Origin of the sequence: Zobellia nedashkovskayae (assembly GCF_015330125.1) — a bacterium.
Taxonomy (GTDB): Bacteria; Bacteroidota; Bacteroidia; order Flavobacteriales; family Flavobacteriaceae; genus Zobellia; species Zobellia nedashkovskayae.
In genome coordinates this window covers 4,701,896-4,723,447 of the sequence record NZ_JADDXR010000002.1, presented here as the reverse complement: position 1 = coordinate 4,723,447, position 21,552 = coordinate 4,701,896, and the positions used below count along the sequence as shown (strand labels likewise).

Below are 21,552 nucleotides of genomic sequence, written 5' to 3'. Positions count from 1 at the left end.
GGAATATCGGTTCTTCAAATACGGTGCTAAATTACCCCATCATAAACGATTATCAATTACTTTTTAAAAACTAAAGGTATCCTTAAAAAAAGAATGACCAACTCAAAGAGAATAGTACCGTTATTACTACTTTGCTTTTGCATGAGTTCTATTATAGCTCAAGATCAAAAGCAAGCTAGTCAAGATTCCATTGTGAAGCACTTAAAGATTTCTGCTTTTCCTGTAGCATTTTATACTCCCGAAACGGCTTTTGGTTTCGGAGGTATCGGTATTGCTAACTTTTGGCTGAAAAATGAAAAAAGAGAAACAAGGCCTTCTTCATTACAATTGGGAGCCAGTTACACTACAAAAAGTCAAATTTTAGTTTACATGCCTTTTGAGTTTTATAAGGATGATGAAAAATGGCGCTTATTGGGCGAGTTAGGTTTTTATAAGTATTTCTACAATTTTTTTGGAGTGGGAATAGATAGTAAAGAGGAAGATGAAGAATTATATGAAGTAACTTTCCCAAGAGCACGTTTGGCATTAATGCGGGAAGTTTGGCCTAACCTCTACTTAGGACTTGGGTATGAGTTTGATAGCTTTAGTAGTTTAAAAATTGAAGAAGGTGGAATTCTAGAAGCTTCGGATGTACCAGGAAAGCAGGATGGAACAGTATCAAATATTGGGTTACAAGCCTTCTATGATACTAGAGATAATATCTTCTTCCCAACAAAAGGATTTTATATTCAAGCAAACGTATTTACCTCCAGTAAAATTCTGGGTTCTAGTTTTGAATATTCAAAATTTGAGTTAGATAATCGCTTTTATCAAAAAGTAGGGAAAAAGCAGGTAATTGCTGCCAATTTGTTTTTAGGAAGCAGTAGTAAAAGTACGCCGTTTTATGATCTATTTTACTTGGGCTCTGATAGGACTAGAGGCATCAATAACAGAAGATTTCAAGATAATTCCGAGTTGAGTATGGCATTGGAATATAGATTTCCTATAGCAGGTAGATTTGGAGGAGTTGTTTTTGGCTCATCAGGTACGGTAGCTCCGGCTTTTAAAAGTCTCTCTTCTTCCGCTTATAAAAACTCAGGAGGTGTAGGACTAAGATATATCATCAATAAGAGAGATGGTGTTCGCATACGTGCGGATTATGGCATGTCTAGCGAAGGCGGTAATTTCTATTTTACGATTAAGGAAGCCTTTTAAACAAGGAGCCTAAAGGTCTATCCAGTTATCTAAGTCTAAAGTCCAATCGTAACTTTTATAGTGAAGGTCAATATTCTTAGTAGTTGGGATGATGTTAAATTCCTTTAAAATATCTTTTACCCCACTTTTACAACCAAAATCGCCTCTAAACCAGCTGAATAATGATGTTACGGATACTTCTCCACTTTCTTTATTGTAGGTAGATGTTTTATTTAAATAAGCAGCCGTACCTTTATTAAGTTGCTCATTTAGATTGTCTGCACTGTATATAGCAACTGGTGGGCAATCTTTTGCTCCACAGTTTAAGGCAAAATGTACGCGATATTCTCTGTTGTCTACTCGTAATTTTCTTTCAAATTTATTCGGGAACCATTTTCTTATCATACCAAGACCCAGTTTCCACTGCGACTTTCTAATAATGCCATGTTCTATTTTTTCAAACGAAACAAGTCTGCCTGCTATAGGTAATTGTTCAGCGCTAAAAAATGTACCTCGGTCATCATATTTTTCTGGGTTTTCAGATAAAACCACTTGGATGTAGGCATTGTATACATTAATCCAAAAAGCTAATTTTTTTTCGTCTGTATTTAAGCTTTCTTCTAATTCTTGTAACGTGGTGTTGTAGAGTTGCGCTCGTAACTCATTAGTATCTTCGTTATTACGGACTTGCGTTAAAAATGTTTCGGAGAATGTATTTAAATCCAAAATTTTACTATTGTTCATTTGCCCATATGAAGGAAAAACCGATACTACTAGTAGGAATAAAATAACAGGATATTTAAATTTGATTGCGTTCATGGGTTTTGTTTAAGAGTTGTAATATTGCTATCTCTGTAAAGGCAGAAGCAACGGTTTGGTCGGCTTTTTTTTGAAACCTTTCTTTTAAAGTTACGTAGATGTGTTTGACAAGGGTAGCTTTATAGAAGTTTTAATTAATCCCTTGAAGAATTTCTAAATGACACTATGATATCTATTATTATACCTGCGCATAATGAAAGACATAATCTTTCAAAACTACTTCCAATATTAAATTCTGAAGCTAGTAATATAGTTTTTGAAGTACTTGTTATGCTGTCCTGTCAGAGTGCAGATGGTTCTGAAAATTTGGAGGTGGCACCTAACGTAAAATTTGTTAAATGCCAGGGAAAGGGCAGGTCTGTACAAATGAATACAGGAGCATCTATGGCGGCTGGTAATGTGCTGGTCTTTTTGCATGCAGATGTAATACCACCTGTTTCTTTTTTAAATGATATAGAAAAGACTTTAAACGCGAGGTTCGAGGCTGGGTTTTTCTCGTATCGGTTTGATAAAGAAAATTTTTGGTTGGATATAAATGCTTCTTTTACGTCTAAAGATGGTATTTTCACAGGAGGAGGAGACCAGTGTCTTTTTATCAAAAAACAAACTTTTGAGAATCTTGGAAAATTTAATGAAAGCCAAGCATTAATGGAGGATTTTGAGTTTTTTAAGCGAATGAAGGGAAAAAAAATACCTTACAAGATTATAAATAACGATTTGATAGTGTCCGCAAGAAAATATGAAAGTAACTCATATTTACGCGTTAACCTTTCCAATTTCTTACTTGTAGTTTTATTTAAAATGGGAATTTCTTCAGAAACACTGAAATCTATACATAACAAACTTCTCAAAATGCCTTATCAGCATAACACTTAATTCTTTAGCATGCAGAAAATCATAAACGGAATTCAACAGATTGGTATTGGTGTTGCAGACGTAAAAGCTGTTTTTAATTGGTACCGAGCTCATTTAGGTTTTGATATTATGGTTTTTAATGATTTGGCTACGGCTAATCTAATGACACAATATACTGCGGGTAATGCAGAACAACGGCAGGCAATTTTAGCCTTGAATATGACAGGTGGCGGTGGCCTGGAAATCTGGCAGTTTAAAAATAGAAAGCCACAACCACCTAGGAAACCTGTACTATTTGGGGATTTAGGCATTAATGCTATTAAAATACGATCAGGTAGAATAAAGGAAATACATAAAGCGCTTACTGCTGCTAACACTGCAGAGTTGTCAGATGTATTGCATGAGAATCACTTTTACTTTAAGGATCCTTGGGCAAACCAAGTACAGGTAGTTGATGAACAGTATACATTTGTTAAAAACGAGGGTGACTCCGGAGGAATATTAGGTGTTATAATTGGTGTTTCTGATATGGATGCTTCACTTTATTTTTATAATAAATTATTGGGGTATGATACGGTTGTAAGTGATTCTTCGGGTGTTTTTGAGGAGTTATCAAATGGACATGGTAATAATTTTAGGAGAGTTTTGCTTACGCGAAGTAATCAACACTCGGGTGGTTTTGGACAACTTTATGGTCCGTCTCAAATAGAATTAATACAAGCACTAGATAGAGTTCCGAATACCATATATAAAGATAGACTTTGGGGAGATTTGGGTTTTATACACCTGTGTTTTGATGTGTCTGGTTTAAATTTCCTTAGAGATGAGGCAAAAGAAGAAGGTCATTCTTTTACTGTAGACAGCGCTAATAGTTTTGATATGGGTGATGCAGCGGGAAGGTTTGCCTATATGGAAGATCCAGACGGCACATTAATTGAATTAGTTGAAACCCATCGTGTACCAGTTTTTAAGAAGTTGGGAGTATTCATAAATTTAAAAACACGGAACCCTCAAAAACCTTTACCAAAGTGGATGGTAAAACTAATGGCGGTTCATAAGGTGAAAAAAGATATATAGGTTAATTTTTGTCTTTTGGACAATAGAAAACGTCAAAAATAAAAAGAGCTTTACATTATAATGTAAAGCTCTTTTTAAGTTTAAGTAATATTTCTTTTAGGAAGAAGCAACTGCTCCTAAGGTATACAGTTGTTCTAAGTTTGGTGATTCACTACCTCCCGCAGGTTCAAGTGTAATACCAAAAGCTTCTGTCTGATTTGGATTATCCAAAGTAAAAATTTTGTTTTCATCCGCTGTAAAATCTTCCAAAAGACCCATACTTGTGGGTGTTAGAGGGTCCAATTTAAGAGACCATACTTGGTATACCATACCATCTGGTGGTTCCGGTAATCCTTGGGCATCTATATAAACCTTATCTTCTTTTTTGTTCCAATACGCTTTTGCATATGAAGTAGGAGAGACCTCTTGGCCACCTAACGGAGTTAAGATTACATCTTTGTCTCTTAAGTTGTCTAACAGTTCGTTGCTGCTTGCCAATGACCCGCGTGCTTCAAAAATCTGCTGTTCTAAAATCTGCTTCTCCTGTTTAACCACATTAATGTTAGACTTAAGTTGGGTGTTTTCATTATAGAACCACGCAACACCAACGCCCAATAAAATGGCTGCGGCCCAACCTGTATAGGTACTCCAATTAGATCTTTCCTTAGGAAATTGAACAACTTTAGTGTCTTTTCTTTCTCCAATACGAACTTTAACGTCGTCAAATCCTTTTCTTCTGGCTATTTGTGGAGTAACCGATTTGGTCAACTCCAGGATAGATGCTTCTATAGCCAAAATCTCTTCTCTTATTTCAGGGTACTCGCGAGCATTCTGAAATACTTCCACATTTTGTTCTTCCGTGAGCGTTCCTGCTACGTAAAGTTCCAAAATTCCCGATGCTATATATTTGTCTACTTCCATTCTAACGTTACATTTTTCCGTAATTGAGAAATACAGCTTCTATTTCTTGTTTTTACGGTGCCTAGTGGAATATCTAGTTCTTGTGATGCCTCTGTCTGGGTATATCCCTTAAAGTAAAGCATTTCAATGATTTCAAGACATTTTTCCTTTAGGTTGAGTACTAATTTTTTCAGTTGGGAAGTATCTATTTCTTCTTTACTTTCTTCGGTACTATCCGGCCTGTTTAGAATACCTACGAAGTAATCTGCAGACAGGTTCTTTTTTTGGTCTTTAAAGGATTTTGATCGCACTTTATCGATTGCCGCATTACGGGCAATATTTAGAATCCATGTAAAAAAGCGCCCCTTAGATGGGTTGTAGCTGTCCGAATTATTCCAAATCTTAGCAAAGACATCTTGTGAAATTTCTTCGGCCAAGCCTTTGTCCTTTACAATCGTATGGACAACGCCGCATATATTTTCCCAATACATATCGTAGAGCTTCTCAAAAGCTAGGATGTCTTTTTTTTGGAAGCGAACAACCAACGTATCTAAATCCATATTTTCTTTAGTAAGTCTGTTAAAGATAAAAAAAACCGCTCCCTAAAGCGGTTTTTAAAGTAAAAGTGTAAATATTATTTTATTTTGTAATTCCAGCGCAGCCTATTCTAGAACCAGCGTCTCCACTGGGTTGAGATGTAAAATCATCAGTGCCTTTATGTACGATTACTGATCTACCTATAATGTTCTTGTTTTCATCATCACAATCCATACACCATTCGTCTGTAGAAAATTCTACTGTAGCATTACCATCTGCATCGCCTGTAAAGTTTCCTATGTCACCTTTATGGTATCCTTCTTCTGCTCCCCATTTTCCATGAGGTTCGTTTGTTGGGTTCCAGTGTCCGCCTGCAGATTTACCATCGTCTGAAGAACAATCGGCATTTTCGTGTAGGTGAATGGCATGCGAGCCTTCTTCCAAACCAGTAAAGACCGCTTTCATGGCAATTTCGTTATCGGTTTGAGTAAAAGTAATCTCGCCGTTCATATCACTATCGCTCTTGGAAGTCATCATTACGGTAAGAGGCTCGCTCATAACATCGTCCTTCATCTCATGAGCGTTTGTTTCCATTTGGTCCACGCTATTATTAATGTCACCTGTTGTTTCAGCTGCGTTCTTTTTGGTTTCTTTACAGTTTACCATCGTCAATGCGAGTATCGCAATAACTCCTATTTTTATATTTTTCATAATATTGATGTTTTAAGATTTAGGTGAAAAGTAATAAGAAATATAGGGTCTTTCAACCAATGTAAGCGTATGCGGCACGATTCTCTTTTATTGCGTCAAAAAAGAGAGGGCACAAAAAAAATCCACCTATCAAAATAGATTGATAAGTGGATTTTTAATTGGAATTTATTGATGAGACTTAACGTCTTCTCTCTAAAATTCTAGTTTTTTTGAAGTAATACTTCTGCGTGAACAGCAACATCGCTCCAGGTTTTGCTAACACCATCTTTACCGGTGTGTAAAGCCTCGCATGCTTTGTTAATTGAAGCAACGGCATCAAGAGCATCCCAGTTTTCAAGTTCCATAACACCGTCAAAAGTTAATGCGTTATCTGAAACTGCTTTATGGGTAAGTGCTATATTTTCAGTTTTACCGTTTAAGGTTACGTCAATAGAACATGAATTGTCTTCAGCAACCTTAAATACTCCTGAAATAAGTTCTGTGTTATCCATTACACCAAAGAAGAATTCCAAAATTTTTGGATCTCTTGTGCCAGTAGCATCGTTTGTAAAAAGACTGCTTACCGGAATACTGAATTCAGTTCCGTTTAAAGCTTCAAGAGCGGTATTACCTTCGCCAGCTTTAGTAATGTTTATTTTTTTAAACTGACCACCAACGGGTAACTTATCAGTTGTTTTATAAGCAGTGAAGCTAACTTTTGTAGAGTCTTGCACCAAGCTATACATTTCTGTTGCAGCTTGTGCTTCTGTACTCTGTTCCGTGTTTTCTTTTTTGGCATCTTTACAACTAAAAGCACCAACCAACAGTAGCCCAAGGGCTATAAGTTTAATTTTTTTCATGTTCCCTGTGAATTTTTAGGTTTCGCGTCAAAGTTAAACATTCTTATAACCATATCAAGTTGGCTATAAGATGATTTTAACACATAAAAACCTCCATAGTTGTAGTTCTTTAAAGTAAAATTGGGAATCTCATATTAAATTAGGGTAGTTATAACCTGCGTTTCATTATGTAAGGTCTTGTGAACCGGGCATTTATCGGCAATTTGGAGAATGCGTTTTTTCTGTTTTTCGTCTAAATCCGCCGTTAGTTTAATCTCTCTTTCAAAAGTATCGATTTTAGCAGAATCTATGTCACATTCATTACAATCTACTGCGTGGCTTCTGCTATAGGAAGTATGTACTTCTATATTATCTATTTTCCATCCTTTACGTTTGGCGTACATCTGTACGGTCATAGCAGTACAGGCAGATAAACCGGCAGATACTAATTCGTATGGTGATGGCCCAAAATCATTACCACCTACATCAATGGGCTCGTCTGCGGTCATAAAATGATTGCCAACTTTCATTTGTGTAGAAAAACCATCATCATGGTCTAAACTAGCTACTACTTGATGTTTTGTTTTAGGCTCTTCTTGTTGTTCTGTATCCAGAGTTAAATAACGTTTGGCCCATCCGGAAATTAGCTCACCAGCATAAAAGGAGTCTCTTTTATTAGATAGCAGGTGATCTGCACCATCTAAAGAAACAAAGCTTTTAGGATGATGTGCTGCACGGTAAATTTCTTCTGCATTCTTTATTTCAACGGTAGCGTCTTGTGGAGAATGTAGTATTAATATAGGTTTACGAAGTTTACCTAATATTTGGGCAAGAGGCTTATGTTGTAAATCGTCTAAAAATTGTTTTTTGATGGTAAAATCCCTTCCGCTAAGATTAACGACTGCTTTTCCGGTTTCTTCAATTTCTGGGATTCCGCTTTTCAAAAGGTTTTTAATATGGCCCGGATTTGATGGAGCACCTATAGTTGCCAATGCCTTTATAGAATTGATTCTTCCAGCAGCAAAAATAACAGCTGTACCACCAAGCGAATGGCCAACCAATAGGGTAGGTGCTTTATAATTTTCCGCTAGATAATCTGCAGCGGCAACAAGGTCATCAACATTACCTGAAAAATTAGTATCGGCAAAGTCACCTTCACTTTCACCTAAACCTGTAAAATCAAAACGTAAAACTCCAAAACCATTAGCAGTTAAGGCCTTACTGATATTACGCACTGCAGTCAGGTTTTTTGTACACGTAAAGCAATGGGCAAAAATGGCAAAATTATGCGGGTGTCTATTGGCAGGGAGTTCTAATCTGCCCACTAAATCTTGTCCGTCCTTATTTTTAAAGCTTACTTTCTGAAGGTTCATGAGTGCCGGTTTTAATTAGATAGTTATGAGAGTTACTATTAACTGCCGCTATCATTCTTTTTGAATATACCTCTTAGGTCGGGATTATAGGTGACACCTATCTGCAAACGATCAAAATTTGCTGAAGGAAAATGATTTTTTAGATAACCGGCCTGTACGCTTAGGTTGTCGGTTACATTTACTCCAAGTGCGGCATATAACCTATTCTGTCCAAAAACGTCATCTTGTAGGTTTAAGAAAATCTCATCATAGAAATTCAAGAAGAAGATATCGGTTAACGGTAGCGTTACCTGGATTCTGTATCTGGCGCGATGTTGTGTTTCCGTGGTCTCCCCAAAATCTAGAAAGCGTTGTTCTAATCTGTAACGGTGTTCAAATAAAAATTCCCATACTTTGTTTTTAAGGATGAGCTGTTCAAAAATGCGGTGTTCTCTTGAATTGGCCTCACCGGGAAATTCTTCAAAGGTACCATCTGTAGTTATGTAACCGTAGCCCATGGTGACTATGGCGTCTGGATTGATATGATAATTGAGGCCGGTACGTAGCAAAAGCTGATTAAAATTATCGGCTTGTTCATAATAACGTAGCTGACCTTCCGTATGGATACTGAATTTATCCGAAACTTTGTTAGTACCAAAATACATATGCCAAGTACCAAGGCTATTTTCGCCAGAATCTTGGGCATAGGTTAAAATAGAACATAGAAATATTAGACCTAGTAGAATTTTCTTCATTAAAATTTAGGGATTTCGTTTTTTTTAAGAAAACAAGTTGAATCAACATTGGTAAAGCCCTAAATATACCAAAAACTTTAAATCATACTTCACAAAAGGCTGTTAATGACGGGTAAGTTTGACGTAATTTCCAGTTGGTTTTTAGTGATAAATTCCTTTTCGATATTTCTTTTAAATAGTAGAAACAAAAAAAAGCCCTGCTCCCAATGACTATCAAACATTGAAAACAGGACTTTCATAAAAAGCGGTACGCTATAAATTTATATTTACGTAGACTGATAGTCTATTACGGAGTTCTACTTTATCGCTATTTAAATTTTGACTAATCGGGAGCATTCCGGTCAAACCTAATGCATACCTATTATAACTTGCCTCTACACTTAATTTTCCCAAGAAAATATCACCTTTGGTATCTGCTACTTCAAAACCTAGTTCTTCGTTAGTACCATAAATTTCTTCCGCAATTCCAATTATCGGGGTTAATGAAACATCGCCTAAAAAATAGGTTTTAAAAGCATTGATTCCCAAGTTCAATTGGTTTCCAAATTGATAATTTTTTGGATTTTTAGTTTTGATAGTATAATTTACCATAGAGCTAATTCCCCAGTTTCTATAGGTAAACCCATAATTCATGGCAAGAACATAGTCCCAACTACCATTGCCTAATTGGAAACTTGGGTTTACACTTCCTTCGTTGTTATCCTTGTCATATTTACCCGTTGGCATTTTAATTCCTCCTCCTAATTGCAGAAAATGTTGAGGTTTTATGGTTACAACGCTATCTGGTCTAGCTTTGATTAAATTATAGTAACCAAGTACACTAATATCACCAATACCATTAATGTTCTGTTCTGTATTATCCGGTAATATTCTGTTGTGAAATTGATAAGGAACTATAACATTTAGAATAACTCTTTTAGTAACAGGTATATTGGCCCAAGCCTGTACGGTATTGAAGTTTTCGGTAATCCAAGGAGAGTCTGCAAAAATTCCATCACGAGAACGGTACTCTTGACCAATATAACGTACGCCTATAAAATTATTATTTAATCCGGTGCCATACCCCATGCTACCGCCACTACTTCCACAACCACACGTATCGCAAAAATCAAAATACTCACTATTGTAATACAGTAATTTTGAACAATCAATTGGGTCTGGTACAGACGCTTTTGCTTTGTCATTTCCATAAGAAAGCGCGGTGTTGAGACTTATACCTATTATGGCTATAAGCCTAAATAGCATTCTAATATTCTGCAAATCTTTCGTCATTTATATAAGTTTCATCTGTTAATGTGCCCAAAAAGGCCAGTAACGTAGTTTTTTCATTATCAGTTAGGGCAATTCCTAATTCACCATCTTGATTTAAAATGGGGTCTAAAGTAGGGGAGTCCGTAACTGAATTGCTATAAAAATCAAGTACGGCCTCTAAAGTGCCAAACCTACCATCGTGCATGTAAGGAGCGGTAAGCTCAACATTTCTTAAGCTGGGTACTTTAAACTTGTGGCGGTCAGCAGCATCTCCACTTACTTCTTCTCTACCTATATCATTAAGAGAAGGGTTTGGAGCTAGACCATTATTTCTAAAAGCGTCATCGCTAAAAAGATCTGAGGTATGACAAGAGGCGCATTTGTTTGTAAAAACAGCAAAGCCTTCTTTTTCTTCATCGGTAAACGTTCCGCCTTCTTCCTGACGCACGTATTTGTCATATTTAGAATCTGCGGAAACCATCATTACCATAAATTGAGCAAGGGCTTTTAAGAAATTCTCATTGTTGACTTCGCCATCTTCAAAGGCAGAAGCAAACAAGTTTTGATATTCCTCATCACTTTTAATTTTAGCAAGTACACCGCTTACCGTTTCGCCCATTTCTACCTCGTTGGTAATGGGAATAATAGGAAAGAGGTCCAAATGATTCGTTGCTCCATCCCACGCAAATTCTTTCATGAATGCTGCATTTTGAATGGCAGGTGTATTTCTAACCCCTTCCAAATCATCAATACCATGGCTAAATTGGTGACCGTGATGTGTAAATGCAGTGCGTTGTTCATGACAAAAACCACAAGAAATAAATCCATTACTAGAAAGGCGACCGTCGTAAAAAAGCTTTTTACCAAGCTCAAAACCTATAGTTGTTGGCGGATTTGCCTCCAGGTTATAAACAGCATCTGGGAAATTAGAAGGCACAGAAAATTCTAAAGGTTCATTTATGGTTTCATATGTATCATCAGAAGAATTACAGGACCAAAAAACCAGCGATAGAAGTGCCGTATATAGGGTTGCTTTAAGCATTTTAATCTAATTATGACAACCGACTTTTGTGAAGCCGGTCGTCAATTATTGTAGATGTATGGCAATTGTAATTAGTGACCGTTACCATTATGAACGTGGTCTACTACAAACATCTCAGAAGTATTAACCGCAATCTGAGGAGATTTTTCGGCGTCTACCATGATTACAGACTTTTCAGTAAGTTCAATATTAGTAGTAGCTCCTGCTAATATTTTAGAAGCATCGATTTTTAAGTGAATGTTAGAATCAATACCATCTCCAACAACAACGTTTTCTGGTAATTCCAAAGTAACTTCTTTGTAATTGTCAAGACTTGACCCGTGGCTGCCCATGTGAATTTTGAACTCCGTAGCTTCTGTTATGGTTGCAGATGTAAATGTACCCTCAAAGTTTAAAAACTTATAACCTGCTTGCCATGCCCACATCATGTTGTTTTCTTCTGCAAGCGTTAGAAAATCACCTTGGCCTTCAGCACCTTGTAGGTATTTTTCTTGATCAACACCAACTCCGAACTTTAATGTAGTATACTCACCGGCAGGAACATCTGCAAGAGCTACTTGGTCTTCCTCATTTTCTTGATTGATGATGAAATAGCTATCATCTTTAGCATAAACAAATTCTTCACCATCTTTATTAACAAGTCTAATGTTACTTATGATATAATTAAAACGGTTTATAGTTATTGTTTCACCATTGGCATTAGCTGCGTTTGCAGTTCCTAAAACCAAGTCGTTGCCATTAAAGCCATTATCATAGGTTAGGGAAATTTCTCCACTTCCAGTTAGGGTTTCTTCGCTAGTTGCATCATCATCGTTTGAGCAAGAGGTCATAAAAAGAGCGAATACAGCGGAAAGAGCTAATAAAGAATTTTTCATCAGTAAATATTTTATTCTCAGATCACGAACCTAAAAGCATTTATTTTATTGCTATTCAGGTATATCAGATCCAATTGTTTTTTGGATATTATTTATGCGATAAGTGCTTACCTAATTAAAAGATAAGATTATCATAGTTTTTTTAGGGAAATTTGCCTGTCAGGTACCATAAAAGGAACAATGTAGACAAGCTAACATAGAGAAATACTATGCTAATTCAGGCGGATGGGAAATGTCTGCTGTAAGTAGAAGCGAGACTAAATTTTGTGGTATTTTGTAATTTCCTTTATGGACGTCAATATTTTCAACATTGAAATCTAATTGCAAAAGGGACTGGAAAAATACAGTCGTCTGCATTTCTATTTTAGAACTCTTTTCTCCAAAAGGGTTTTTACTGTTCTCCTCTGATTCTTTGGCAAGTTGCTTGGCAAGATAGCATTTACCGTCGCAGTTAAGCATGGGTTTATCTCTATTCTCACATAATACATTTTTGATATAGGTATAGTTGGCGATATACTCCGCCACTGGCCAAAGAGGTTTGACCATCATTATAAATGCTACAAAAAGTATTACGCATTGCTTCACATCGCAAAAATACTTTCTTTTTTCTTTTGAAGAAATATATTGCGACCAAAATGATAATATTTAGTTAATAAACACCTGCGGATAAGAAAATAGAATACTTTCTATTTCTTGAGAAAAATTCCAAAAAGTTCGTTGTCTTTGCGTGGTGGAATAGAATTATAGGAACTTGAAAAAGTGGTTGTACTAAAATGCGGATTTAGATAATTAAGATATAATTCCTTAGAACCTCCAAAAGGACGTTTTACCATATCACCCGTTAGTGGAATATTAAACCAAAGACCTACAAGCTTGCCGCCAGGCTTTAGTAGATTTGCCATTTGTTGGGCATATGTGCTTCGGTTTTTGGCGGTGGGTACGAAAGAGCAGAAAAAGGTTTGCTCAAAAATAAGGTCGTATTGGTTATTGTGCTCAAAGAAATTTTCCTGTAATAATTGTTCTTTAGGAAAATCTGGAATTCTCTTTTGAAAGTGTTGTAATGGGATTTCTGAAATATCCATAACATGAACATTTTTAAATCCTTTGTTCCATAAATACTCTGCCTCGTAGGCGTTACCAGCACCCGGTATTAAAATAGAAATATTCTTGTCCGTAAGCTGATCTATGTATTCTTTGATTGGAGTAGAAGGGTAGCCAATATCCCAACCCGTTTTGTTTTCTTTATAACGTTCCGTCCAATATGCATGCTCGTCGTTCATCGATAATTTGTATTTGAAAGTCTTCTGAATTTTCAAGTTATGATAAATTCATGGTCAAAGTATATTAATATTTTCCCAAAATGGTATTTCTGACGCTACATTTTGGGCGATTCGATAGCTAATCATTACATTTAAAACTTGTTTTCAAACTAAACCAAATAAGTCAAGCATTTCATTTATGAAAAAAATAGTATCCATACTTGTCCTAGTATTAGGGCTGATTGTTGCCAGTTGTGGCGATAGTAATCACAAGAGAGAAGGTAAGCCTAAAGTTTTGGTTTTTTCAAAAACCGTAGGTTGGCAACACAAATCTATTCCGGCAGGTATTGCTGCCATACAGAAACTTGGCGTTGAGCAGGGCTTTGAGGTAGATAGCACAAAAAACTCCGAGCTTTTTAATGAAGAGAATCTAAAACAATATTCTGCCATCATCTTTTTGAGCACCACATTAAATGTTTTGGACGCTAAACAAGAGGCTGCTTTTGAAAGATACATTCAAGCAGGAGGTGGTTTCGTTGGCGTACACGCTGCGGCAGACACAGAATATGATTGGGGTTGGTACACAAAATTAGTGGGAGCTCAATTCAGAAGTCACCCTAAAGGTACGCCAGAAGCGGACTTTATTGTAACCGATAAAAACTTTGGTGCAACGGAATTTTTTACCGACTCTGTTTGGCATAGAAGTGATGAAATATACAATTACAATAAGTTGAACCCAGACGTTCACGTGGTGATGACGGTAGATGAGTCTACATATGAAGGAGGAACCAATGGAGATTACCACCCATTTGCATGGTACCATGAGTTTGATGGTGGTAGAGCATTCTATACAGGAGCTGGTCATACAGATGAAACTTTCTCAGAAGACCTTTTCTTAAAACATTTGCTAGGTGGTATTAATTATGCCATTGGTAAGAATGAGGTTTTAGATTATTCCAAAGCTACTACACAAATACCACCAGATGTTGACCGTTTTACAAAGAAGCAGTTAAGCGTAGGTGAGTTTTTTGAGCCTACGGAAATGGCCGTTTTACCTAATAATGATGTGTTAATAGCACAGCGTCGCGGTCAGATTGCCTTATATAGTGATGCTACCCAAGAGCTAAAAGAGATAGCGTCCTTAGATGTGTATTACAAAACTTTGAATACCAAGGGTGTAAATGCAGAGGAAGGTTTAATGGGCCTTCAGAAAGACCCTGATTTCGCTACCAATAACTGGATCTATCTTTATTACTCCCCTACAGGCGATAAATGGGTAAACCGTTTATCTCGTTTTCAATATAAGGATGGGGTTTTTGATTTGGCTTCTGAGCAGGTCATTTTAGATGTGGATTCACAAAGAGAAATTTGTTGTCATACAGGTGGTTCTATTGCATTTGGGCCAGACAAGTTGTTATACCTTTCTACAGGAGATAATTCTACACCTTTCAACGAAAAAGGAGTAAAGTATGTTAGTAATGGTTTTGCACCGTTAAACGATATTCCGGGCCATGAGCAGTATGATGTGCGTAGAGCTTCTGGAAACACTAATGATCTGAGAGGAAAAATTATTCGATTAAAAATAAACGAAGATGGTAGTTACGATATTCCTACAGGCAATTTGTTTGCTGAAGGGACAGAAAAAACGCGTCCAGAGATTTATACTATGGGACATAGAAACCCATACCGTATTTCAGTTGATCAAAAGAACAGTGCCTTGTATTGGGGAGAAGTAGGACCGGATGCTCGTGAAGATAAGTTGGATACACGTGGACCAAGGGGTTACGATGAAATGAACCGCGCTACGGAAGCCGGTAACTTTGGTTGGCCATTATTCATTGCGGATAACAAACCGTATGTTGATTACGACTATGAAACAGGTGAAAGCGGTATTACTTTTGATCCGGAAAAGCCAATCAACGATTCTAAGAACAATACGGGACTTCGTGAACTTCCACCTGCAAAAGGGGCTTATATCTATTATCCTTATGTAGACTCAAAAGAATTTCCAGAAGTAGGTTCAGGTGGTAGGAATGCTATGGCAGGACCAACGTATTATTCAGATTTATACCCTAATGGAGGTGGGTTGCCTTCGTATTTTGATGGTAAGACTATTATTTACGATTGGATGCGCGGATGGATGAAAGCCGTAACCTTCTTTGATGACGGTACATTCAATAAAATGGAACCTTTTGCTTCGGATATCAAAGTGAATAGTTTAATTGATATGGAAATGGGCCCGAATGGAAGAGTCTATTTATTAGAGTATGGTAGTGGTTGGTTTACCCAAAATGAGAATTCAGCTTTAAGTTATATCGAATATAATGGAGGCAATCGTCCACCGGTTATAGATGATATGATTGTAGACCATACTTCGGGTAAATTACCGCTTACGGTTAACGCTAAAGTAGATGCAAAAGACCGTGAAGATGATGCCATTTCTTATGTATGGAATTTAGGTGATGGAGAAACCAAAGAAACCTCTGAACCACAAATTAGCCATACGTTTGCTACTGCGGGTGAGTATAGAATTTCAGTTGAGGTCAAAGATGCTCAAGGTGATGCTACAATGAGTGATGTGATTTCTGTAGTTGCAGGAAACTCAAGACCAGAAGTGGCTATTAGTCTAAACGAAGGAACCGCTATTTTTGAAAAAGGAGTTCCTGTAAAGTATGAAGTAAAAGCTACTGATGCCGATGGTGATGTTATTGATCCAGAGAACATTTTTGTATCCGTAGATTATTTAGAAAGCTTTGACGAACAGAACATGTCTTTAGGTCATCAGCAGGTTTCTGCTGCCGTTATGGGCAAAGCACTAACGCAAGGCATGGATTGTAAAACTTGTCACAAAGAGGCAAGCCCATCTATAGGTCCAAATTATAAGGCTGTAGCCGATAAATACAAAAACGATAAGAAAGCTAAGTCCTACTTGCAGAAGAAGATTGTTGCCGGGGGTGGCGGTGTTTGGGGAGAGGTAGTAATGCCTGCTCATCCAAATATCACACAAGATGAAACCAGACAGGTTGTTGAGTATATTATGTCATTGGCCGATACTGGAGAGAAGGTGAAATCACTTCCCGCTTCAGGTAGTATTGTGCCTAAACCAACTAAAGATGATAAGGTCATGGTAATTACCGCAAGCTATACGGACAAAGGACAAGAAGGAACCATTCCGCTTACTGGAATGAAGACTGTTGTTCTAAAAGAAAAAGGAGCAGATAAACCTGAGTAAAACGTTTCTTTAAAATAAAAAAGCGGCCCACATGAAAATGTGGACCGCTTTTTTTACGGAGTATACTCAATTATTTTACCTGTTTGTGGTCTACATAATAATTGCGATCTACTTCTAAAGTAGAAAGGTCTCCATTTAGCTCTTGGGTTTTCCAATCTGCCGTAGGGGAGAGGGTTTGTGACTTACCGTCAATTAATATATTAAGTGGCATGCGAAAACCTTCAACAATATTTGAGTATCGGTATTTTAACTTATTTCCATCAATCTTAAATTCAAAAAGCGGAATCATTGTAGTTCGCAAATATTGGTCAAATACTTTTGAAAGATCTATTTCTGATTTTTTTGAAATATAATCTTCAATCTGTTTTGTAGTTACCGTTTGGTGATAGAACTCACTATTTAGTCCACGTAGCACTTGTCGCCATTTTTCGTCATCGTTTACCAATTGCCTTATGGTGTGGAGCATATTGGCACCTTTGTAATACATGTCTTTTGAGCCTTCGGTATTTACATTGTACGGACCAATAATAGGCTTGTCATTTTGAATGTTTGTCCGTGTGCCGATTACATAGTCTGCGGAAGCCTCTTTACCTAAATGATAGTCTAAAAATATATTCTCGGAGTAGGCGGTAAAGCTTTCGTGAATCCACATGTCCGCAATATCTTTATAGGTAATGTTGTTTGCGAACCACTCGTGACCAGATTCGTGAATGATAATAAAATCGAATTTTAAACCTAAACCAGTTCCGGATAGGTCTCTACCCAAATAACCTTTCATATATTGATTTCCGTAGGTGACAGAACTTTGGTGTTCCATGCCTAAGTAAGGCACTTCTACCAGCTTAAAACTGTCTTCGTAAAAAGGGTAGGGGCCAAACCAATGTTCAAAAGCCTCCATCATTTTTGGAGCATCCTTAAAGTGCTCTTTGGCTTTTTCAAGATTATCCCTAAGCACATAGTAATCCATGTCTAAAGTACCTTTTTCACCTTCGTACTTTTCTCCAAAATGTACATAGTCACCAATATTAATATTTACGCCGTAATTGTTAATAGGGTTAGAAACAAACCAGTGGTAGGTATTAGTATCCTCATCCACTTTTCTTAACCTACCGTTGGAGACATCCATAAGTCCCTTTGGAGATTTTACGCTTATGAGCATACTATCTACTTCGTCATACATATGATCTTTGTTAGGCCACCAAACACTAGCACCCAGGCCTTGGTTAGAAGTCGCTACAAAGTCATTGCCATTTGGGTCTTTTTTCCATGAAAATCCACCATCCCAGGGAGCGCGAACGGCTTCTTTAGGGTGGCCAGAGTAGTATACTTTAATCTCATTAAAGTCGCCTTCTTTTTGTTTTTTCTTCAACTGAACAAAATGAGCATTACCATTGTTTACTACTTCCAGTTTTTTGCCGTCTTGAGTTACTTTTTCTATGGTCAAGGGAGGCTGAAGGTCAACCTGCATCACCTGATTTTTTTTCAGCACTTTATAGCGGATGGTATTGCTTCCCGAAATGAACTTTTTGTCTGGGTCTACTGCCACATCCAGATGGTAATAGTTGAGGTCCCACCATTCGCGTTCTGGGGTAATACTTCCACGTAGAGTATCTTGTTCTGTAAATTCTTGTGCAAAGGTTGTGGTGGCAACCATGAAGAGTACTAGTGCTATTATCCGTTTCATTGTAATTGGGTATATAAAAATGAAAATAGGCTCAATATAATGGTTTAAACTAGTTTGAGTAATCTAAAATTAGAATAATTTAGAAAACAGTATGTAGGAGATGTATGGAGTATTGGATAACTCTAGTGTTTAACTTTATACTGAAAAAAGTAGCACGCAGACAGGCAGTCTATTTACCACACTTCAGAGCATTTTTATTGATAATATCCGTTTTAATATAAGTACTCTTTAAAATGGGGTTCCAATTAAAATCACTTATTTCTGTTACAATAAAGTTCTTTTTAGGGTCAGTAGAAAGTAAGGTTTCGGTGAAGTCGTCTTCCAAGTTTTTCAATTTGTCTAAATCGCATGTGGGTAATTCTCCTTTTACGGCAATAGCACCAAGTTGGTCTATTTCTTTTGGCTTTAGACCATTTTTCATTTGAACCCCCACTGTCTTTTTGGTATCTATACGTTGTACCACAAACAAGCCATCTATAGCATCAGACACATAAAATGAATTGAATTGGTACCGGCCTCCTGTGTCATAAATTGCAGCATCTGTCAAACATGGGGAAGCTTTGCTTACCACTCGTGTATTAGTGCGGTCAATAAGCCCATCCGGATATAGTTGCTCCATAGCTTGTTGTAAAGCAAGGTGACCTACAACGAGCCCATCACAAAGATGACCGTGGAATTTTACTAGGTCGTCCAAATCTATAGTTTGAATATATCCCAAACGGCCTTTTGAAAAATCGGTGTCATTAACCCTCATTCCTGTTTCAACTGGAGCTTGTTTTTTGGGTAAGTAGAGTTTAAGTGATCTGTTACCTGTTGTAATTTTATCTAGATGCCCCATAAAAGTCTGGTCATCTCTTAAGTAGTGCACGTGAATAAAGCTTTTAGAACCCGTGAATACACCTTGATGTTGTTCTGAATAAAAACCTAAGATTTCCCCTTTTTCATTTTCTAGGGTAAAATTTTGAGATTTTATGTCCGGCCTATACCCTTCTATATCTGGACTTCTAGGCGTAACAATATGTGCGGTCATTTGATCAAACTCTCCCCCAATTCTGAAAGCAAAAGGCTCTTTTAAATCATAGCCCTTATTCTTGGCTATTGCGGCTACGTTTTCCTCTATTTGCTGAACACTATTTAATGGCCCTGGTAAGTTGAATTCTTCCCAATTTTTTACATTGCTATACACAAAGAATGGAGAACGGATATCCCAACTTTGACTAACCACAGCTTTACCTTCTTCAAATGCCGAAGCAAAGAACGGTTTGCCATCAAAAACGGTAATTTCCCCTTTCATTTTATCATAAGGCCCCATTGCAAATAGATTGGATTTATCAGGGAGGGTATCTAGCCAAACCTTAATGTCATAGGTAGGTCCCATATTGTTCATTGCTCCTTTGGTAAATACTTGTGGCGTGGTTTGCGCTAACATCGTTTGTGAAAGTAGAATGCTTAATAGCGCGATTGAAATTAATTTTTTCATAGGTTGATACTAGTGGTTATAAGAGAAAGTTAAATAAATATCCTGAAATGATGATACAAAGCGTGACTACGCCAAAGAAGATAGCAATTAGTTTTAGGGTCATTACCTTCTTAAGAAGCATAGCTTCCGGCAAGGAAAGACCAACCACGCCCATCATAAATGCAATGGCAGTACCCAAGGGGATACCTTTTGCTACCAGTACTTGAACTACAGGAAGTATGCCCGAAGCATTTGAGTACATGGGTACGGCTAAAATAGTAGCGATAGGAACGGCAAAAAGATTGTCCTTGGCCATATATTGTTCAAAAAATCCTTCGGGAATATAACCGTGCATCAATCCGCCAATAGCGATACCTACTATTACATAAGGGATAATGCCTTTAAGAATTTTTAGTACTTCATCCCATATAATGGGTAATCGTTGTTGTAAAGTCTGTTTTTCCTTAATAAAGGTATCTTGGTCTCTTTGGGCAGTGGCCAGAACTTCCTTTACCCAAGGTGTTAAAAATCTTTCTAGTTTTAATTGCTGAAGAATTACACCAGAAACAGTACCTAATAAAACCCCACTTATCACATAAATAATGGTAGTTTCTATTCCGAATAAACCTATAAAAAGTCCTATCGCAACTTCATTTACAAGGGGTGAGGTAATGAGAAAAGCAAAGGTGACCCCTAAAGGTATACCACCTCTTACGAACCCAATAAATAAAGGAACAGATGAACAAGAACAAAAAGGTGTTACAACGCCAAAGAGACTTGCCATGAGGTATTCTAATCCGTATAATTTATTCCGCGATAAATAACTTTTTACCTTGTCTATAGGGAAGTAACTGTTTACGATACCCATTAAAAAGATAACGACAAAAAGGAGAATTAGAATCTTTGTGGTGTCATAGATAAAGAAGTTTAGGGCTTCAGCTAAATGTTGCCCTTTGTCTAAATTTAAGACATCATAAACGAACCAGTCTGCACCGTTTTGAATCCAATCGAACATGATGACAAGTTGTTATTTGACGAGCGCCAACACTTCTTCTTTTGAAGGTACACGTCCTTTTATTGTAATTACATCATCTACAACTAATGCAGGAGTAGACATTACGTTGTACTTCATGATTTCCATAATATCCTCAACTTTTTCAATAGTGGCATCAATGTTATTTTCTGAAATAACATCCTTAACAACACCTGTCATAGATTGACATTTGGGACATCCAGTTCCTAGTATTTTAATTGTTTTAGACATAGCTATTTAATTTGTCTATCGCAAATAAGCGATAGGATTATTAAAAAATATCAACTAAAAAAATCTTGAAATAATGATTTTGCAATAGTCCAGTTTTCTTGATTGATACAGTATTTTATTTTAGGTGGTTTTAATTCTCCTTGAATAAGACCCACATTTTTTAATTCTTTTAAATGTTGTGAAACCGTTGACTGTGCCAAAGGAAAGACCTCTACCAAATCTCCAGTAAAACAGCAAGATTGTTTTTCAAGATGCTTTAAAATAGCAATACGTGTAGGATGTCCTAAGGCTTTAGCAAATTTTGCCAATGCCTCTGTATCTTTCTTGTATTCTATATGCTCTAGATTTCGTTTCATATTAACTATCGTAAATTTACGATGGATTTTTTAGGGCCAATGTGACTTAAGTCACATTGGCCCATTTTTTTTAATGCCTACTAAGTTTATTTCTTGTAGTTGGCAAGTTTTAGTAGATAATAGTATAGTTACTTTATACTTATCCTATATTTTT

At 36.9% G+C, this 21,552-nt stretch carries 21 protein-coding genes; 4 read left to right on the top strand and 17 right to left on the bottom strand.

The window, feature by feature from the left end:
* Positions 1-141: 141 nt before the first annotated feature.
* The gene (locus tag IWB64_RS19500) at positions 142-1,194 is read left to right on the top strand and encodes a BamA/TamA family outer membrane protein (protein ID WP_194535602.1); all 1,053 of its coding nucleotides are present in this window, start codon (positions 142-144) and stop codon (positions 1,192-1,194) included.
* Positions 1,195-1,203: 9 nt separating this feature from the next.
* Here IWB64_RS19500 and IWB64_RS19495 read toward each other — a convergent pair whose 3' ends face one another.
* On the bottom strand, positions 1,204-1,992 hold the full coding sequence (locus IWB64_RS19495) for a DUF547 domain-containing protein (RefSeq protein ID WP_194535601.1): 789 nt from the start codon (positions 1,990-1,992) through the stop codon (positions 1,204-1,206).
* Positions 1,993-2,157: 165 nt separating this feature from the next.
* Between IWB64_RS19495 and IWB64_RS19490 the strand changes: the two genes are divergently transcribed.
* Together IWB64_RS19490 and IWB64_RS19485 are read left to right on the top strand one after the other, a co-directional pair.
* Complete coding sequence (locus tag IWB64_RS19490; protein WP_194535600.1) at positions 2,158-2,868, top strand: TIGR04283 family arsenosugar biosynthesis glycosyltransferase; 711 nt, start codon at positions 2,158-2,160, stop codon at positions 2,866-2,868.
* Between the two features lie 9 nt (positions 2,869-2,877).
* Positions 2,878-3,924, top strand: coding sequence for a VOC family protein (locus IWB64_RS19485; protein ID WP_194535599.1), 1,047 nt, complete (start codon positions 2,878-2,880; stop codon positions 3,922-3,924).
* A gap of 96 nt (positions 3,925-4,020) precedes the next feature.
* Here IWB64_RS19485 and IWB64_RS19480 read toward each other — a convergent pair whose 3' ends face one another.
* From IWB64_RS19480 to IWB64_RS19430, 11 genes are all read right to left on the bottom strand, one after another.
* The gene (locus IWB64_RS19480; RefSeq protein ID WP_194535598.1) at positions 4,021-4,824 is read right to left on the bottom strand and encodes an anti-sigma factor; all 804 of its coding nucleotides are present in this window, start codon (positions 4,822-4,824) and stop codon (positions 4,021-4,023) included.
* Positions 4,815-5,363 carry an RNA polymerase sigma factor gene (locus IWB64_RS19475; RefSeq protein WP_194535597.1) on the bottom strand — a complete coding sequence of 183 codons (549 nt, stop codon included), beginning with the start codon at positions 5,361-5,363 and terminating at the stop codon, positions 4,815-4,817. Before IWB64_RS19475 ends, IWB64_RS19480 begins: the two co-directional genes overlap by 10 nt.
* Positions 5,364-5,442: 79 nt before the next feature.
* The gene (locus tag IWB64_RS19470; RefSeq protein WP_194535596.1) at positions 5,443-6,051 is read right to left on the bottom strand and encodes a superoxide dismutase family protein; all 609 of its coding nucleotides are present in this window, start codon (positions 6,049-6,051) and stop codon (positions 5,443-5,445) included.
* Positions 6,052-6,251: 200 nt separating this feature from the next.
* Positions 6,252-6,890: a hypothetical protein gene (locus IWB64_RS19465; RefSeq protein WP_194535595.1), complete on the bottom strand. Its 639-nt coding sequence runs from the start codon at positions 6,888-6,890 to the stop codon at positions 6,252-6,254.
* Between the two features lie 134 nt (positions 6,891-7,024).
* A complete protein-coding gene (locus IWB64_RS19460) occupies positions 7,025-8,242 on the bottom strand; it encodes a bifunctional alpha/beta hydrolase/OsmC family protein (RefSeq protein WP_194535594.1) in 1,218 nt (405 codons plus the stop codon).
* 38 nt (positions 8,243-8,280) lie between these two features.
* Positions 8,281-8,976, bottom strand: a complete 696-nt coding sequence (locus IWB64_RS19455; RefSeq protein ID WP_194535593.1) for a DUF2490 domain-containing protein — start codon at positions 8,974-8,976, stop codon at positions 8,281-8,283.
* Between the two features lie 252 nt (positions 8,977-9,228).
* Entirely contained in the window at positions 9,229-10,248 is a 1,020-nt protein-coding gene (locus tag IWB64_RS19450; protein WP_194535592.1) for a transporter family protein, read from the bottom strand.
* The gene (locus tag IWB64_RS19445) at positions 10,223-11,269 is read right to left on the bottom strand and encodes a cytochrome-c peroxidase (RefSeq protein WP_194535591.1); all 1,047 of its coding nucleotides are present in this window, start codon (positions 11,267-11,269) and stop codon (positions 10,223-10,225) included. The genes IWB64_RS19450 and IWB64_RS19445 overlap by 26 nt, the downstream gene beginning before the upstream one ends.
* A gap of 71 nt (positions 11,270-11,340) precedes the next feature.
* Positions 11,341-12,144 (bottom strand): MbnP family protein, encoded by an 804-nt coding sequence (locus IWB64_RS19440; protein ID WP_194535590.1) that lies wholly within the window; start codon positions 12,142-12,144, stop codon positions 11,341-11,343.
* Positions 12,145-12,351: 207 nt separating this feature from the next.
* Positions 12,352-12,693: a hypothetical protein gene (locus tag IWB64_RS19435; protein WP_194535589.1), complete on the bottom strand. Its 342-nt coding sequence runs from the start codon at positions 12,691-12,693 to the stop codon at positions 12,352-12,354.
* Positions 12,694-12,830: 137 nt separating this feature from the next.
* Positions 12,831-13,424 (bottom strand): methyltransferase domain-containing protein, encoded by a 594-nt coding sequence (locus IWB64_RS19430; protein WP_194535588.1) that lies wholly within the window; start codon positions 13,422-13,424, stop codon positions 12,831-12,833.
* A gap of 178 nt (positions 13,425-13,602) precedes the next feature.
* On the opposite strand from IWB64_RS19430, the gene IWB64_RS19425 reads away from it, so the two are divergent.
* On the top strand, positions 13,603-16,635 hold the full coding sequence (locus IWB64_RS19425; protein ID WP_194535587.1) for a ThuA domain-containing protein: 3,033 nt from the start codon (positions 13,603-13,605) through the stop codon (positions 16,633-16,635).
* A gap of 70 nt (positions 16,636-16,705) precedes the next feature.
* Here the strand turns inward: IWB64_RS19425 and IWB64_RS19420 are convergent, their stop codons facing one another.
* From IWB64_RS19420 to IWB64_RS19400, 5 genes are all read right to left on the bottom strand, one after another.
* Positions 16,706-18,319, bottom strand: coding sequence for a M1 family metallopeptidase (locus IWB64_RS19420; RefSeq protein ID WP_194535586.1), 1,614 nt, complete (start codon positions 18,317-18,319; stop codon positions 16,706-16,708).
* A 169-nt stretch (positions 18,320-18,488) separates the two neighbouring features.
* A complete protein-coding gene (locus IWB64_RS19415) occupies positions 18,489-19,799 on the bottom strand; it encodes an FmdE family protein (protein ID WP_194535585.1) in 1,311 nt (436 codons plus the stop codon).
* Positions 19,800-19,815: 16 nt separating this feature from the next.
* Positions 19,816-20,793, bottom strand: a complete 978-nt coding sequence (locus IWB64_RS19410; protein ID WP_194535584.1) for a permease — start codon at positions 20,791-20,793, stop codon at positions 19,816-19,818.
* A 12-nt stretch (positions 20,794-20,805) separates the two neighbouring features.
* Positions 20,806-21,042 (bottom strand): thioredoxin family protein, encoded by a 237-nt coding sequence (locus IWB64_RS19405; RefSeq protein WP_194535583.1) that lies wholly within the window; start codon positions 21,040-21,042, stop codon positions 20,806-20,808.
* 50 nt (positions 21,043-21,092) lie between these two features.
* Positions 21,093-21,398, bottom strand: a complete 306-nt coding sequence (locus IWB64_RS19400; RefSeq protein WP_194535582.1) for an ArsR/SmtB family transcription factor — start codon at positions 21,396-21,398, stop codon at positions 21,093-21,095.
* Positions 21,399-21,552 lie beyond the last annotated feature (154 nt).

What these genes read in the sequence shown, in the direction of transcription:
- IWB64_RS19425 (WP_194535587.1), top strand. Translation starts at nt 13,603, where the DNA reads ATGAAAAAAATAGTATCCATACTTGTCCTAGTATTAGGGCTGATTGTT.
- IWB64_RS19410 (WP_194535584.1), bottom strand. Translation starts at nt 20,793, where the DNA reads ATGTTCGATTGGATTCAAAACGGTGCAGACTGGTTCGTTTATGATGTC.
- IWB64_RS19490 (WP_194535600.1), top strand. Translation starts at nt 2,158, where the DNA reads ATGATATCTATTATTATACCTGCGCATAATGAAAGACATAATCTTTCA.
- IWB64_RS19405 (WP_194535583.1), bottom strand. Translation starts at nt 21,042, where the DNA reads ATGTCTAAAACAATTAAAATACTAGGAACTGGATGTCCCAAATGTCAA.
- IWB64_RS19480 (WP_194535598.1), bottom strand. Translation starts at nt 4,824, where the DNA reads ATGGAAGTAGACAAATATATAGCATCGGGAATTTTGGAACTTTACGTA.
- IWB64_RS19435 (WP_194535589.1), bottom strand. Translation starts at nt 12,693, where the DNA reads ATGATGGTCAAACCTCTTTGGCCAGTGGCGGAGTATATCGCCAACTAT.
- IWB64_RS19415 (WP_194535585.1), bottom strand. Translation starts at nt 19,799, where the DNA reads ATGAAAAAATTAATTTCAATCGCGCTATTAAGCATTCTACTTTCACAA.
- IWB64_RS19460 (WP_194535594.1), bottom strand. Translation starts at nt 8,242, where the DNA reads ATGAACCTTCAGAAAGTAAGCTTTAAAAATAAGGACGGACAAGATTTA.
- IWB64_RS19420 (WP_194535586.1), bottom strand. Translation starts at nt 18,319, where the DNA reads ATGAAACGGATAATAGCACTAGTACTCTTCATGGTTGCCACCACAACC.
- IWB64_RS19470 (WP_194535596.1), bottom strand. Translation starts at nt 6,051, where the DNA reads ATGAAAAATATAAAAATAGGAGTTATTGCGATACTCGCATTGACGATG.
- IWB64_RS19450 (WP_194535592.1), bottom strand. Translation starts at nt 10,248, where the DNA reads ATGACGAAAGATTTGCAGAATATTAGAATGCTATTTAGGCTTATAGCC.
- IWB64_RS19465 (WP_194535595.1), bottom strand. Translation starts at nt 6,890, where the DNA reads ATGAAAAAAATTAAACTTATAGCCCTTGGGCTACTGTTGGTTGGTGCT.
- IWB64_RS19440 (WP_194535590.1), bottom strand. Translation starts at nt 12,144, where the DNA reads ATGAAAAATTCTTTATTAGCTCTTTCCGCTGTATTCGCTCTTTTTATG.
- IWB64_RS19400 (WP_194535582.1), bottom strand. Translation starts at nt 21,398, where the DNA reads ATGAAACGAAATCTAGAGCATATAGAATACAAGAAAGATACAGAGGCA.
- IWB64_RS19455 (WP_194535593.1), bottom strand. Translation starts at nt 8,976, where the DNA reads ATGAAGAAAATTCTACTAGGTCTAATATTTCTATGTTCTATTTTAACC.
- IWB64_RS19495 (WP_194535601.1), bottom strand. Translation starts at nt 1,992, where the DNA reads ATGAACGCAATCAAATTTAAATATCCTGTTATTTTATTCCTACTAGTA.
- IWB64_RS19475 (WP_194535597.1), bottom strand. Translation starts at nt 5,363, where the DNA reads ATGGATTTAGATACGTTGGTTGTTCGCTTCCAAAAAAAAGACATCCTA.
- IWB64_RS19500 (WP_194535602.1), top strand. Translation starts at nt 142, where the DNA reads ATGAGTTCTATTATAGCTCAAGATCAAAAGCAAGCTAGTCAAGATTCC.
- IWB64_RS19430 (WP_194535588.1), bottom strand. Translation starts at nt 13,424, where the DNA reads ATGAACGACGAGCATGCATATTGGACGGAACGTTATAAAGAAAACAAA.
- IWB64_RS19485 (WP_194535599.1), top strand. Translation starts at nt 2,878, where the DNA reads ATGCAGAAAATCATAAACGGAATTCAACAGATTGGTATTGGTGTTGCA.
- IWB64_RS19445 (WP_194535591.1), bottom strand. Translation starts at nt 11,269, where the DNA reads ATGCTTAAAGCAACCCTATATACGGCACTTCTATCGCTGGTTTTTTGG.